This is a genomic window from Conexibacter sp. SYSU D00693 (genome assembly GCF_017084525.1).
Lineage (GTDB): Bacteria > Actinomycetota > Thermoleophilia > Solirubrobacterales > Solirubrobacteraceae > Baekduia.
The window spans coordinates 4,149,782-4,162,903 of sequence record NZ_CP070950.1 but is presented as its reverse complement, the minus strand read 5'-3'; the positions used below and the strand labels follow the sequence as shown (position 1 = coordinate 4,162,903).

Here is a 13,122-nt window from a genome sequence, read left to right as displayed (position 1 = left end):
GCCGCGGGCTAGGAGGAGGCGTCGCCCGCCGGCGGGGTGCGCGGCGACGGCTTGGGGGCCGGCTTGGGCTTGGCGGCCGCGGCGCGCGTGCCGGTCCCGCGCGCGGGCTTGGCCGCCGCCGGCTTGGCGGCGGGCTTGGGCGGCGTGGCCTTGGCGTCCGCGCGCGCGGCGCGCGTGCGCGAGGCGGCGGCGGCGCGCGGCTTGGCGGGCGGCCTGGGGGCGGGCTTGGCCTCGAGCTCGCCGACGCGCTGCTCGAGGGCGTCGAGCCGGCTGGAGAGCGCGCGCAGCTCGTCGGCCGTCGGCGGACGGAGGTCCTCGACGGCGTCGCGGAAGCGCGTGGCGACCTGCTGGAGCTCCTCGGCGAGGTCCTGCGCGCGCCCGCGCGTGTCGGCGGCGCCGCCGGCCGTGGCCGAGAAGGCCTGCTCGACCGCGCTGCGCACCTGGTCGGCGCGGGAGCGCGACTCCTGCTTCGAGGCGCCCTTGTCCTTCTTGTCCTTCTTCTTGGCCACGGGCCGGACCCTATCCTCCGCCGCCGTGGCCAGCCAGCCGATCCACGTCCACCCGACCGCCGAGCTGGCGCCGCGCGTGCTGCTGCCCGGCGATCCCGGTCGCGCGCTGGCCCTCGCGCAGGTCCTGCTGGGCGACGACCGCCGGATGTTCAACCACAACCGCGGGCTCTGGGGCTACAGCGGCACGGCCGCGGACGGCGCGCCGCTGACGATCCAGAGCACCGGCATGGGCGGGCCCAGCGCGGCCATCGTCCTCGAGGAGCTCGCCGACCTCGGCGCGGAGGTCGCGGTGCGCGTGGGGACGTGCGGCGCGCTGGACGGCGACCTCGCGCTCGGCCAGCTGCTGGCCGCCGGCGAGGTCCTCGCCGCGGACGGCACCAGCCGCGCGCTGGGCGCCGGGGAGCGCGTCGCCGTCGACGCCGGGCTGGCCGCCGCGCTGGCGGACGCGGCGGGGACGACGGCGCTCGTCGTCTCCACCGACCTCTTCTACGACCGCGACGACGCGCGGGCGGCGTCCTGGAAGGCCCAGGGCGCCGCCGCCGTCGAGATGGAGGCCGCCGCGCTGGCGGCCGTCGCCGCACGGCGCGACGTGCGCTTCGGCTGCGTGCTGGCGGTGACCGACCTGCTGGAGGGCGGCCGCGAGCGCATCTCGCCCGAGGGCCTCGAGGCCGCGGGCGAGGCCGTCGGCCGCGCTGCCGCGCACGCCCTCGGCTGCGCCTGACCGGTCGTCCAGTCCGTTCGGGCGGTGCGGGAGGCCGCACCCGGCGGATGCCTGCCACCTCGGCGGCGCGGCGGCCTCGCGCAGCGCAAGATCCACCGTGCCCGATCGAGACAGCCGACGCGCTCCTGGCCCTCGCTCTCCCGTCCAGCCCGGTGCGCCGCTCTCCCGCAAGCGTCTGTGTCGCGCGGGCCTCTCCTCCGGCCCCGGTCGCCCCGATGGAACGGGGCGGCCGGTGGCCACCCCTCCGCGACGGTCCTACTCCCCGACCTTCAGGCGCTCCTGGTCGCGCGAGGGCGCCGGCGAGCCGTCCTGCGGCAGGGCCGCACGCAGCGCCGCGAGGTCCGTCGCGAGCCCGTCGAGCTTCTCCTCGATGGAGCGCAGGCGCGCCTCCACGCCGCCCGAGGCGAGCCGCTCGTCGAGGCGGTCCACCCCGTCCTCGATCCCCTCGAGCCGCTGGCTGACGGACCGCACGCGGCGGGTCAGCCGCTCGAGGTCCGCGGCCGACGGCAGGTTGAGCGCCCCCATCGCGACCTCCTGGGCCTGCACCGCCTTCTCCCTCGCCTCGAAGATCCGTGAGATCGCGCCGGTCACCATCGGGTTCTCGACCAGCTCCTGGGCCAGCTTGCCCAGCGCGTCCTCGCCCTGGCGCCCGAGCCGCTCGCGCAGCCCCTCGCCGTCCGCACCGCGTTCAGCCATGGGCGGCACAGTACCCGGCGCGCCCGCGCGGTACGACGCAGGACCGCCTCCCCCGAACGGGCGCGACATGGCCCCCACGCGGGGCGTTGCAATCTGCGTTGTGGACGGGTTAGCGTCGCCGGACCCGCCCACCTGCACTGGTAGGGTGGCGCGACCCGGAAGGTCGTGCCCGCGGTCCCGGGTTGCTGGAGGAGAGCAGACACCTGATGACGAAGCGCAAGAAGCTGACCGCCGGCCTGCTCGTGGCCGGCACGTTCTCGGCCGGCTTCGGCGCCGCCGTCCTCCCTGCCCCCGCGCAGCCGAGGACGCTGGTGATCACCCTGCTGGGCGGCCAGCAGATCACGGTCCAGATCGACGTCCCGCCCGGCACGCCGCTGGACAAGGTCCCGATCCCGGGGATCAAGCTCCCGATCGTCTCGATCCAGGAGGTGGGCGGCCCCGCCGCGGCCCCCACGCCGACCTCGCCCGAGCCGGCGCCCACGACGGAGCAGCCGGCCCAGACGCAGCCCGAGGCCGTCCTCCCGGATGCGCCGAAGGCCGAGGAGCAGGCCGAGCAGGAGACCACGGGCAAGGCCAAGCGCGCCGCGCGCAAGGAGCAGCCCGCCGGCGAGGAGCAGGCCGCCGGCCAGCCGCAGGACGAGGAGCAGCAGGCCAAGGACGACGCCGACCAGGCGCCGGCCGACCCGGGCCGCACGGCCGACGGCGTCCCCACGCTCGACAACCCGGGCCTCTCGATCGCCGACCTCGGCCCCGCGCCGGTCGGCGTCCCCAACTTCTTCATCGAGAAGTTCCGGATCCCGCCCTTCCTGCTGCCGATCTACCAGGCCGCCGGCATCGAGTACGGCGTGCGCTGGGAGGTCCTGGCCGCGATCAACGAGATCGAGACGGACTACGGGCGCAACACGAACGTCTCGTCCGCCGGCGCCGTCGGCTGGATGCAGTTCCTGCCGTCGACGTGGCGCCAGTACGGCGTTGACGCCAACAAGGACGGCAAGAAGGACCCGTACAACCCGGTCGACGCGATCTTCGCGGCGGCGCGCTACCTCAAGGCGGCCGACGCCGCCAAGGACCTGCGCGGCGCGATCTTCGCCTACAACCACGCCGACTGGTACGTCGACTCCGTCCTGCTGCGCGCACGCCTCATCGGCGGCCTGCCCGCCGACCTCGTCGGCTCGCTGACCGGCCTCACGCAGGGCCACTTCCCGGTCCACGCCAAGGCGCGCTACGCCAACGACGTCTCCGAGGCCGACACGAAGCGCCGGATCGCCAAGGGCCGCAACGCGGCGCTGCCGGTCGAGAGCGAGTCGGGCCGTCGCAGCGTCGACATCTTCGCCAAGCCCGGCTCCCCGGTCATCGCCGTCCAGGACGGCAAGATCGTGAAGATCGGCAAGACCGAGCGCCTCGGCCGGTTCATCCAGCTGCGCGACGTCTACGGCAACACGTACACGTACGCGCACCTGAAGAAGCTCGCGGCCGGCTACCCGGTCCCGAAGAAGCTCTCGGTCTCGCGCGACGAGGTCAAGGACGAGCTCGGCCTCGACCAGCAGGCCAAGAAGGACCCGAAGCCCACCGCCCCGGCCACCGCCGGCGCCCAGCCGGCCAAGGAGTCGGCGCCGGCCAAGGCGCGCACCACGGGCGCCAAGCCCAAGGCGGCCGACACCGCCGACGGCGCGGGCCAGACGCTCGAGAAGGAGCGCCTGTTCGCCAACCCCGCGCGCAAGCGCGCGTACAAGGCGGGCGGCGAGGAGCAGCTCCTCAACCAGGACCTGCTCTCGGGCTACACCACGTTCAAGTCGTACTTCACGCAGGTCTTCGGCCTCAAGAGGTCCGAGGTCCGCATCAAGCCGCTCCAGGTCGGCTCGAAGGTCGTCGCCGGCACCATCCTGGGCCGCATCGGCAAGACGTCGCCGACCAAGGCCTCGCACGTCCAGTTCGAGATCCGCCCGGCCGGCCGCGGCGCCCCGCGCATCGACCCGAAGCCGATCCTCGACGGCTGGAAGCTGCTCGAGTCGACGTCGGTGTACCGCGCCCAGGGCAAGAACCCGCTCTTCGGCCCCGACGCCAAGACGCCGTCGATCGGCCAGATCCTGCTCATGAGCAAGGAGCAGCTCCAGCGCCAGGTCGCCGAGGACCCGCGCATCGAGCTCTACGAGTGCGGCCGCCGCGACGTCCAGGCGGGCAACATCGACCGCCGCGTGCTGGCCACCCTGTCCTTCCTGTCGGCCTCCGGCCTCAAGCCGTCGGTCAGCTCGCTGCGCTGCGGCCACTCGCTGATGACCGCGTCGGGCAACGTCTCGCACCACAGCTCGGGCAACGCGGTCGACATCGCGAAGGTCAACGGCATCCCGATCCTCGGCCACCAGGGCGCGGGCTCGATCACCGAGATGACCATCCGCCGCCTCCTGACCCTGCAGGGGTCGATGAAGCCGGCACAGATCATCTCGCTGATGACCTTCGAGGGCGCGGACAACACGATGTCGCTGCCCGACCACGCCGACCACATCCACGTCGGGTGGCGCCCGCAGCTCGGGCAGACCGTCGACGGGCGCAAGCTCGACGCGGTCCTCAAGCCCTCGCAGTGGATCAAGCTGATCGACCGCCTCGGCGACATCGACAACCCGACCGTGCGCACCTCGCCGTCGAAGTACGCCGTCGAGGTCCCCAAGCCCGAGCGCGCCAGCGACGCCCACGAGGGCGAGTGACGCCGAGCGGGCTCGCCGCGCTCTCCCGCCGGTGAGCGCGTTCGGGTTCGTCCAGGTCGAGCTGCCCTACGTCCTCGGGCCGCAGGACGGGCGCTACGTCGTGCGCGGCCACGCCGGCGAGGCCGAGCACGTGCTGGTGCTCGCGACGCTCGGCGCACCCCAGCGCCGGCTGCTGCGCGGCAAGAAGCCGGCGACCGCAGCCGCGGGCGCGCCGGTCGAGCCCGTCAGCACCGCGCGCGCCACGGTCATCGACGCCCGTCCCGTCGAGGGCGAGGCCGAGGCGTGGCTCGCGAAGCAGGACCTCGACGACCGCGCCGAGGAGGGCATCGCGGTCCTCAACGACGTGCTGCAGGCGCACCGCATCGCGGCGGCCGACCCGTTCGTGCGCGAGGTGTCGCGCGAGCAGGCGATCGTCGTGCGCGTCGGCGCGGGCGTCGGCGACGACGTCGCCCACGGCCGCTGGTCGGTGGCCAAGGAGCTGCCGCGCGCGGCGCCCAGGAAGCTCGCCCGCCGGACCGCCGCCCTGCGCCCGCAGGAGCGCCTCGCCGCGCTCCTCGGCGGCCGCGACGTCGCGCTGGCCTGCGAGGAGCTCGTCCTGCGCGCGCGCCTCGACGTCGACCGCGGCCGGCACCGCGAGGCGGCGCTGCAGCTGCGCGTCGCGCTCGAGGCGGCGATCGCCGAGCTCGAGCCGTGGGCGTCGACGACCGACCTCAGCGCCCGGCTGGCCGAGCTGCGCGAGGGCCGCGGTGCCGTCGGCGCGGCCGCGAACATGGCGTTGCAGGGCGGCCTGGACGAGGCGACGATCCTCGAGGTCGAGCGCCTGGTCGGGCGCACCGAGGCCGCGCTGCGCGCGCGGACCGCCCCCGGCATCGCCTGACGCCTACGCTCAGCGCGTGGCCTCCGACGCCCGCCTGACCCGCTCCGTGCGCCGCGACGGCGACGTGGAGGACCGCGTCGCCGTGGAGGAGCCGCTCGAGGTGCGGGTCGGCGGCGAGCCCCTGGCGGTGACGATGCGCACGCCCGGCCACGACGAGGAGCTCGCCGTGGGGTTCCTGCACGGTGAGGGGCTGCTGGCCGGCCCGCCGCGGTCGGTCGGCCTGCCCGCGGACCTCGCTGCCAACGTCGTCGAGGTCGAGGCGGACCTCGCCTTCGAGCCGTCGAGCCGGCGCTTCTACGCGACGTCGTCGTGCGGGGTGTGCGGCAAGGGCGCGCTCGAGGAGGTCGCCCGCCACGCGCCCGAGCTGCCCGACGGCCCGCGGGTCGACCGGGCGCTGCTGGCGGCCCTGCCCGACGGCCTGCGCCAGCCCGGCTTCGCCGCCACGGGCGGCCTGCACGCGACCGGCCTCTTCGACGCGGCGGGCGAGCTGCTGCTCGTCCGCGAGGACGTCGGGCGCCACAACGCGCTGGACAAGGTCGTCGGCCGTGCGCTGCTCGACGGCCTGCTCCCCCTCCACGACCGGGTGCTGTGCGTGAGCGGCCGGCTGGCCTTCGAGCTCGTGCAGAAGGCCGCGCTCGCGGGCTGCCCGGTGCTCGTCGGCGTGGGCGCCCCGACGTCGCTGGCCGTCTCGCTGGCGCGCGATCGCGGCATGACGCTCGCCGGCTTCGCCCGGGGCGGCTCGGTCAACGTGTACGCCGACCGAGGGCGCGTCGTCGACGGTGGCAGGCCGCCCGGCGCAGCGGAGGGCTGACCGCACCCACGGACGGCCGGGGCCGGGGTACCGTCGCGTCCATGGGGGCCAAGCACGACGCGTTCGGGCGCGAGATCGGGGAGGACACGCTGGCGGGGCTGCGCGGTGCGGCACCGTCCAGCGTCGAGCAGCCGGCCAGCGCGCCGAACGCCACGACCTCGGCGTCGGGCTTCGACGACGACTTCATCCCGAAGGCGGCGACGGCCACGGCGCCGGCCTCGTCCTCCGGCGCGCCGGCCGACGTCGGCACGCCGGTGGCCATGACGTGGGACCTCCCCGCCCCCGAGCGCACGGAGATCCCGGCGGTCGCCTCGATCGACGTCTCGCGCGGTCCGTGGTGGCTGCTGCGCTTCATCCCCGTCTTCATCGTCCTGGCGATCATGGTCCCGGTCGGCATCGGCGTGTACTCGGCGGTCGACGGCGGCGTCGACACCGCGCGCGACGCGATCGACGACGTCCAGCGGGCCATCGACGAGGGGCGCGAGAGCCTGCCCACCCCGGGCGGGGGCGACGACGACGGCCCCGTCCTCGGCCTCCAGCGCGGCTCCCTGCTCACGAAGTCGGCCCTGTCGCCGGCGCTCGGGCGCCTGCAGGCCCACGGCAAGGTCCGCCTCATCCGCCTCGCCCCCGACCGGATCAACGCGCAGCTCGTGCGGGGCGACACCCTGCGCCACGTGTCGGTCGCCGGCGCCGGCGCGGCCGCGAAGGTGGACTCCGAGTCGCCCGCGACCGGCGCGCTCGAGACCGTGCCGTTCGCGTCGATCGACCCCGCGGCGCCCTACCGGCTGACGCGCAGCGCCGCCGGACGCCTCCGGGTGCCGACCACGCGGGTGGACTACCTCGTGCTCATGGACCTGCCGCTGCAGGGCCCGAGCTGGATGGTCTACTTCAAGGACGGCAAGGGCGCGTTCCAGGGCGACGCGCACGGGCGCGTGACCCGGCGGATCAGCTAGCGCTCACAGCGCCGCGAGCAGCGCCTCGAGCTCGCCGACGACGTCGCCGTCGAGCTTCACCGCGGCGTGGCGGTCCCAGGGCGTCGGGCCCCGGGTGACGATCGCGACCTCGCCGCCGTTGGTCTTCGTGACCCCCGGCAACTGGGCGATCGGGTGGACCTCCAGCGAGGACCCGATGCAGAGCAGGACGTCGGCCGTCCCCGCCAGCGCGTAGGCCTGCTCGAGCGCGCCGTCGGGCAGGAACTCGCCGAAGAGGACGACGTCGGGCTTGAGCGGCTCGCCGCAGTCGCAGGCCGGCAGGCCGGTCGCGGCCAGGCGCGCGCGGACCTCGTCCAGCGGGAAGCGCGCACCACAGGACAGGCACGAGGACGTGTCGATCGTCCCGTGGACCTCGACGAGGTTCGCGGACCCGGCCAGGCGGTGCAGGCGGTCGATGTTCTGCGTGACGACGCCGTCGAGCCTCCCGCGGCGCTCGAGCTCGACGAGCACGCGGTGCGCGCCGTTGGGCTCCTTGCCCTCGAGCGAGGCGAAGCGCTGGCCGTAGAACTCCCAGAAGCGCCGGGGGTCGGCCCGCCACGCGTCGATGTGCGCGACCTCCATCGGGTTCACGCCCTCCCACAGCCCGGTGCCGGGCGAGCGGAAGTCCGGGATCCCCGAGGGCACGGAGATCCCGGCGCCCGTGAGCGCGACGACCGACTCCGCCTCGCGGATGAGCGAGGCGAGCTGCTGGACGCGGTCGGTCGTCGCGGGCGTCATCGGCTCTCAGCGTAGAGCGCTACGTGCCCTGCCAGCGCGGGGCGCGCTTGCCGAGGAAGGCGCTGATGCCCTCCTTGGCGTCCTCCGAGCGGAAGGCGGTCGCGAAGCCCTGCTTCTCGGCCTCGATGCCCTCGTCGAGGTCGCCGGCGCCGCTGACGCGCTTGATCTGCTCGAGGGCGATCGGCGCCGCCTCGGACAGCTTGCGCGCCCACTGCAGCGCCTGGTCGAGCAGCTCGTGGTCGGGCACCACGCGGTTGACCAGGCCGAACTCGTAGGCCTCCTCGGCCCCCACCGGGTCACCGATGAGGTTCATCTCGAGCGCCTTGTTCGAGCCGACCAGGCGCGGCAGCCGCTGGGTGCCGCCGAAGCCGGGGATGATCCCGAGCTTGACCTCCGGCTGGCCGAAGAGGGCCGAGCGCGCCGCGATGCGCACGTCGCAGGCCATGGCCAGCTCGCAGCCGCCGCCGAAGGCCAGGCCGTTGACCGCCGCGATCGTGGCGACGCCCTTCTGGCCCAGCTCGCGGAACAGGGCGTGCGCCTCGTGGATGAGCTGCTCGCCCTGCGCCTCGTCCATCTGCGTGAACGCCTTGATGTCGGCGCCGGCGCTGTACAGGAAGGGGTTGGACGACGCGATGACCAGCGCGCGGATGCCGCGCTCCTGCACGGCGTCCCAGACCTTGCGCAGGTCCGCGACGACCGACGGGGCGATCGAGTTCATCTGGCCGTTGGCCAGCCACGCGATGGCCACGCCGTCGCCGCGGGTCTCGAGCTTGACGACCTCGCCGACCGGGTCCTCGTCGACCTGCGGGTAGGCGTAGAAGCCCTGGCCGCTCTTCTGGCCGAGGCGGCCCTGGGCCACGAGACGGCGCAGGACGACCGGCGGCTCGAAGCGATCGCCGTGGCGCTCCTGGGCGCGCTCGAGGCGCTCGAGGACGCTGTCGAGGCCCTCGACGTCGGCCTTCATGAACGGCGGCAGCAGGCCGCGGCGGGGGTCGAGGCCGGCGCCGGCCATCATCCCGAAGTCGATGTCGCGGTGGGTGGCGACGCCCTCCTCGAGCACCCAGCAGGCCTCGACGAGCGTCTTGAGCGTGAGCAGCTCGACGAGCTCGTCGACGTCGGGCTCGGCGTCGCCCGCGAGCTGGGCGTTGCCCTCGGCGTCGTAGACGCCCTCCCCGCCGGTCTTCGCGCCGAGCTTGCCGTCGGCGACGAGCTTCTGGATGCCCTCGGAGACGTAGAAGCGGTCGCCGTAGGACTCGGCCAGGTGCTCGGCGACGTGGATGACGGTGTCGAGGCCGAGCAGGTTCACGAGGAAGTACGGCCCCATCGGCACGACGTTGCGCGGCTGGATGCCGGCGTCGATCGCCTTGATGTCGAGCCCCTGCTCCTCCTGGGCGCGCCACAGCTCCGACATCCCGGACATGAGGATCCGGTTGACGACGAACCCCGGCACCTCGGCGCAGGTGATCGGCTGCTTCTTGATCGCCTGGGCGAAGGTGACGGCGGCCTGGGTGGTCTCCGCGTCGGTGTCGTCGCCCTCGATGACCTCGATCAGCGGCATGACCGAGGCGGGGTAGAAGTAGTGGAAGCCGACGACCTTCTCGGGGCGCAGCGTGGCGTCGCCGATCTCGGTGATCGACAGCGAGGACGTGTTCGAGGCGAGGATCGCGTGGCCGGGCGTGACGGCGTCGAGCTCGGCGAAGACCGCCTGCTTGACCTCCATGCGCTCCGGCACGGCCTCGATGACGAAGTCGACGTCGCCGAAGCCCTCGTAGGACGTCGTGCCGTGGATGCGGCCGAGGACCTCCTCGACCTGCGCGGCGGCCTGCTCCTCCGTGAGCTTGCCCTTCTTGACCAGGCGGCCGATCTGGCCCTGGGTGACGCCGCGGGCCTCGGCCAGCCCGGCGTCGACGAACTCCTGCTTGACGTCCTTGAGGACGACCGGGATCCCCGCGGCGGCGATCGTCTGCGCGATCTGGCCGCCCATGGTCCCGGCGCCCACGACGGCGGCCTTGAACACGAACATGGGCGGGCACAGTAGGGCTTCAGGCGAGGAGGTCGCGGTCTGCCCGCAGCTCCCTGGCGAAGCGCGTCAACGTCCGTTCGAGCGCCTCGCGGAAGGGCCGGCGGACGAACACCATGTCAACCAGCGGCGTCCATCCGCCGCGGCGCTTGATCGTGTACTCGAAGGCGATCTCGACGCGCGTGCGGTCGCCGTCCAGGGCGGTGAAGGCGACGCGCTGCGTGCCGCGGACGTGCTCGTCCTCCACGAACGCCGTCTGCCCCGTGCGCTGCTCGAAGGCCTCGACGACCTCGACGACGCGCCCGCGCCCGCCGGGGGTCGAGTCCCAGACGACACGCGCACCGACCTCGCGGGGCCAGCCCGCGTCCTGACGGGCGACGTGGTGCAGTCCGTCGACGAACGTCGGCCAGCGGGCGGTGTCGTACCAGAGCGCCTCGGCGTCGAAGGGGCGGCCCGGGACGTCGATGCTCGCGCGCACGCGGCCCATCAGCCGCCGAGCTCCGCGTCGATCGCCTGCAGCGCCTGGGCGGTCACGCGCAGCCGCGGCGCCAGCGCCTCGGCCAGCCGCGCGCGCTCGGCGGAGCCCGCCTCGGTGATCCGGTAGAAGCGCCGCGACCGGCGCTCGGGGTGCTCCCACTCCCCCGCCACCAGGCCCTCGCCCTCGAGGCGGCGCAGCAGCGGGTACATCGTGTTCGGGTTCACGGCGACGAGGCCGCCGGTGAGCGTCGCGACGCGCTCCATCAGCGCCCCGCCGTAGGACGGGCCGCCCTCGAGGAAGTGCAGGACGAGCAGCGGGACCAGCCCCGCCCGGCGCAGCTCGCCGACGAGGGGGTCGCCCGACCCCGGTCCCGGCGCCGCGCGGCCGACGGCCTCCCCGGCGCGCTCCAGCGGGGCGGCCTCCGCTACCGCCTCCTGGGTGCGCCTGGACGTCGACACGGCGTCAGAGGATGGCAGGCCACCCGCGTGGCTAGCGTCGAGCGCATGCGACGCGCACTCGGCAGCACCGGCCTCGAGGTCCACCCGCTCTGCCTGGGCGGCAACGTCTTCGGCTGGACGGTCGACGGCGAGCAGGCCTTCGACGTCCTCGACCTGTTCGCCGACGCGACGGGCGGCGCTGGGCTCGTCGACACCGCCGACGCGTACTCGTCGTGGGTGCCGGGCCACGAGGGCGGCGAGTCCGAGCGGCTGATCGGCGCGTGGATGCGCGATCGCGGACGCCGCGGGGCCGTCCTGCTCGCCACGAAGGTCGGCTGGCAGGGCGGGCTGGGCGCCGACCACGTCCGGCGCAGCGCGGCCGCCTGCCTCGAGCGCCTGGGCGTCGAGCGCGTCGACCTCCTCTACGCCCACAAGGACGACCCGTCGACGCCGCTCGAGGAGACCCTGCGGGCGCTCGACGCGGTCGTGCGCGACGGCGGCGCCGCGCACCTCGGGCTGTCGAACTACGCGCCCGGGCGGGTGCGCGAGGCGCTGGCGATCTGCGACCGCGAGGGCCTGACGCGGCCGACCGTCCTGCAGCCGCCGTACTCGCTGGTCGCCCGTGGGGAGTTCGAGGGCGAGCTGCAGCGCCTGGCCGTGGAGGAGCGCCTCGGCGTGGCGCCCTACGCGGCGCTGGCCGGCGGGTTCCTCACCGGCAAGTACACCCGCGGCGAGGCCCACCAGGGCGCGCGGGCGGGCGCGGTCTCCCGCTTCGAGGACGACGACGCCGCGTGGGCGACCGTCGAGGCGCTGCGCGAGATCGCGACGGCGCGCGGCGTGACGCCGGCGGCCGTCGCGGTCGCGTGGGTCGTCGCACAGGAGGGCGTCACGGCGGCGATCGCCAGCGCGACGCGCACCGACCAGCTGCGCGACCTGCTCGCCGGCGCCGAGCTCGAGCTCAGCGCCGGCGAGCTGGAACGGCTGCGCTAGGCGGCGACCGTCGACTCGGCGCGGCGCGGCAGGAGCGTCTCGCGCGCGATGACGAGGCGCTGGATCTGCGACGTGCCCTCGTAGAGCTGCATGATCTTCGCGTCACGCATCAGCTTCTCGACGGGGTACTCCTTGATGAAGCCGTAGCCGCCGTAGACCTGGACGGCCTCGGTGGCGACCTCCATCGCGGTGTCCGCGGCGAAGCGCTTGGCGTGCGAGGACTCGATCGTGTTGCGCGACCCCTGGTCGAGCAGGACGGCCGAGTTCCAGGTGGCCAGGCGCGCGAGGTGCACCTTCGTGGCCATGTCGGCGATGATGAACTGGATCGCCTGGTGCATGGCGATCGGCACGCCGAACTGCACGCGCTCCTTCGAGTAGTCGATGGCGAACTCCATCGCCGCGCGCGCGATGCCGGTCGCCATGGCGGCGACGCCCGGACGGGTGCGGTCGAGGGTCATCATCGCGAGCTTGAAGCCCTTGTTCTCCTCGCCGAGGAGGTACTTGGCGTCGACCTCGGTGTCGTTGAAGGTCACCGTCGCCGTGTTGGAGGCGCGCTGACCCATCTTGTCCTCCTTCTTGTCGATGATGACCGTGTCATCACGACGCACGAGGAAGGCGGAGATGCCGCGGTGGCCGGCGTCCTTGTCGGTCTTGGCGTAGACCGTGTACCAGTCGGCGTAGGTGCCGTTGGTGATGAAGCACTTCTGGCCGTTGAGGACGAACTTGTCGCCCTTGCGCGTGGCCGTCGTGCGCATCGACGAGACGTCGGAGCCGGCGCCCGGCTCGGTGAGGCAGAACGAGGCGAGCTTCGGCTCGGCGGTCAGCTCGCCGAAGAACTCGCGCTGGACCTCGTCGGAGCCGCCGAGGGCGACGGGCGCGGAGGCCAGGCCGTTGGCGCCGAGGGAGGTCTGGATGCCGGAGCAGCCCCAGGCGAGCTCCTCCTCGATGATGCAGCCGTCGAGGTAGCCGAGGCCCGGCCCGCCGTACTGCTCGGGCGCGTGCGTGTTCATCAGGCCGACCTCGTGGGCCTTCTCGATGATCTTCTGCGGCCAGGTGCCGTCCTTGTCGAACTCCCACGCGACCGGACGGATCTCCTTCTCCGCGAAGTCGTGTGCAAGCTCGCGCAGGTTCTTCTGCTCGTCGGTCAGCGTGAAGTCGACCACGTTCGTGCT

13 protein-coding genes are annotated in these 13,122 nt (G+C 74.1%); 6 read left to right on the top strand and 7 right to left on the bottom strand.

Going from position 1 to position 13,122, the window contains the following annotated elements:
* Positions 1-8: 8 nt before the first annotated feature.
* Entirely contained in the window at positions 9-509 is a 501-nt protein-coding gene (locus tag JUB12_RS20545; protein WP_205697308.1) for a hypothetical protein, read from the bottom strand.
* Positions 510-534: 25 nt separating this feature from the next.
* On the opposite strand from JUB12_RS20545, the gene JUB12_RS20540 reads away from it, so the two are divergent.
* On the top strand, positions 535-1,230 hold the full coding sequence (locus JUB12_RS20540) for a hypothetical protein (protein WP_205697307.1): 696 nt from the start codon (positions 535-537) through the stop codon (positions 1,228-1,230).
* A gap of 255 nt (positions 1,231-1,485) precedes the next feature.
* Here the strand turns inward: JUB12_RS20540 and JUB12_RS20535 are convergent, their stop codons facing one another.
* Positions 1,486-1,926 (bottom strand): hypothetical protein, encoded by a 441-nt coding sequence (locus JUB12_RS20535; protein ID WP_205697306.1) that lies wholly within the window; start codon positions 1,924-1,926, stop codon positions 1,486-1,488.
* Between the two features lie 206 nt (positions 1,927-2,132).
* On the opposite strand from JUB12_RS20535, the gene JUB12_RS20530 reads away from it, so the two are divergent.
* The 4 genes from JUB12_RS20530 to JUB12_RS20515 are packed head-to-tail and all read left to right on the top strand — an operon-like array spanning position 2,133 to position 7,269.
* Positions 2,133-4,628 carry a lytic murein transglycosylase gene (locus tag JUB12_RS20530; protein WP_205697305.1) on the top strand — a complete coding sequence of 832 codons (2,496 nt, stop codon included), beginning with the start codon at positions 2,133-2,135 and terminating at the stop codon, positions 4,626-4,628.
* A gap of 31 nt (positions 4,629-4,659) precedes the next feature.
* Positions 4,660-5,505, top strand: a complete 846-nt coding sequence (locus JUB12_RS20525) for a hypothetical protein (RefSeq protein WP_205697304.1) — start codon at positions 4,660-4,662, stop codon at positions 5,503-5,505.
* Between the two features lie 16 nt (positions 5,506-5,521).
* Positions 5,522-6,316, top strand: coding sequence for a formate dehydrogenase accessory sulfurtransferase FdhD (fdhD, locus tag JUB12_RS20520; protein ID WP_241004333.1), 795 nt, complete (start codon positions 5,522-5,524; stop codon positions 6,314-6,316).
* A 41-nt stretch (positions 6,317-6,357) separates the two neighbouring features.
* The gene (locus tag JUB12_RS20515; protein ID WP_205697303.1) at positions 6,358-7,269 is read left to right on the top strand and encodes a hypothetical protein; all 912 of its coding nucleotides are present in this window, start codon (positions 6,358-6,360) and stop codon (positions 7,267-7,269) included.
* Between the two features lie 3 nt (positions 7,270-7,272).
* On the opposite strand, the gene JUB12_RS20510 is transcribed toward JUB12_RS20515, so the two are convergent.
* Genes JUB12_RS20510 through JUB12_RS20495 form a run of 4 tightly spaced genes read right to left on the bottom strand, consistent with a single transcriptional unit; the run spans position 7,273 to position 10,981 of the window.
* Positions 7,273-8,025, bottom strand: a complete 753-nt coding sequence (locus JUB12_RS20510; RefSeq protein WP_205697302.1) for an NAD-dependent deacylase — start codon at positions 8,023-8,025, stop codon at positions 7,273-7,275.
* 19 nt (positions 8,026-8,044) lie between these two features.
* Complete coding sequence (locus JUB12_RS20505; RefSeq protein ID WP_205697301.1) at positions 8,045-10,048, bottom strand: 3-hydroxyacyl-CoA dehydrogenase/enoyl-CoA hydratase family protein; 2,004 nt, start codon at positions 10,046-10,048, stop codon at positions 8,045-8,047.
* Positions 10,049-10,067: 19 nt separating this feature from the next.
* Complete coding sequence (locus JUB12_RS20500) at positions 10,068-10,532, bottom strand: SRPBCC family protein (RefSeq protein WP_205697300.1); 465 nt, start codon at positions 10,530-10,532, stop codon at positions 10,068-10,070.
* Entirely contained in the window at positions 10,532-10,981 is a 450-nt protein-coding gene (locus JUB12_RS20495; RefSeq protein ID WP_205697299.1) for a PadR family transcriptional regulator, read from the bottom strand. The genes JUB12_RS20500 and JUB12_RS20495 overlap by 1 nt, the downstream gene beginning before the upstream one ends.
* 45 nt (positions 10,982-11,026) lie before the next feature.
* On the opposite strand from JUB12_RS20495, the gene JUB12_RS20490 reads away from it, so the two are divergent.
* Positions 11,027-11,950 (top strand): aldo/keto reductase, encoded by a 924-nt coding sequence (locus JUB12_RS20490; RefSeq protein ID WP_205697298.1) that lies wholly within the window; start codon positions 11,027-11,029, stop codon positions 11,948-11,950.
* Here the strand turns inward: JUB12_RS20490 and JUB12_RS20485 are convergent.
* Positions 11,947-13,113 carry an acyl-CoA dehydrogenase family protein gene (locus JUB12_RS20485; protein ID WP_205697297.1) on the bottom strand — a complete coding sequence of 389 codons (1,167 nt, stop codon included), beginning with the start codon at positions 13,111-13,113 and terminating at the stop codon, positions 11,947-11,949. The genes JUB12_RS20490 and JUB12_RS20485 overlap by 4 nt on opposite strands.
* Between the last annotated feature and the right edge of the window lie 9 nt (positions 13,114-13,122).

Coding starts and splice junctions, on each gene's coding strand:
- JUB12_RS20535 (WP_205697306.1), bottom strand. CDS start 1,926: ATGGCTGAACGCGGTGCGGACGGCGAGGGGCTGCGCGAGCGGCTCGGG.
- JUB12_RS20530 (WP_205697305.1), top strand. CDS start 2,133: ATGACGAAGCGCAAGAAGCTGACCGCCGGCCTGCTCGTGGCCGGCACG.
- JUB12_RS20515 (WP_205697303.1), top strand. CDS start 6,358: ATGGGGGCCAAGCACGACGCGTTCGGGCGCGAGATCGGGGAGGACACG.
- JUB12_RS20510 (WP_205697302.1), bottom strand. CDS start 8,025: ATGACGCCCGCGACGACCGACCGCGTCCAGCAGCTCGCCTCGCTCATC.
- JUB12_RS20505 (WP_205697301.1), bottom strand. CDS start 10,048: ATGTTCGTGTTCAAGGCCGCCGTCGTGGGCGCCGGGACCATGGGCGGC.
- JUB12_RS20500 (WP_205697300.1), bottom strand. CDS start 10,532: ATGGGCCGCGTGCGCGCGAGCATCGACGTCCCGGGCCGCCCCTTCGAC.
- JUB12_RS20490 (WP_205697298.1), top strand. CDS start 11,027: ATGCGACGCGCACTCGGCAGCACCGGCCTCGAGGTCCACCCGCTCTGC.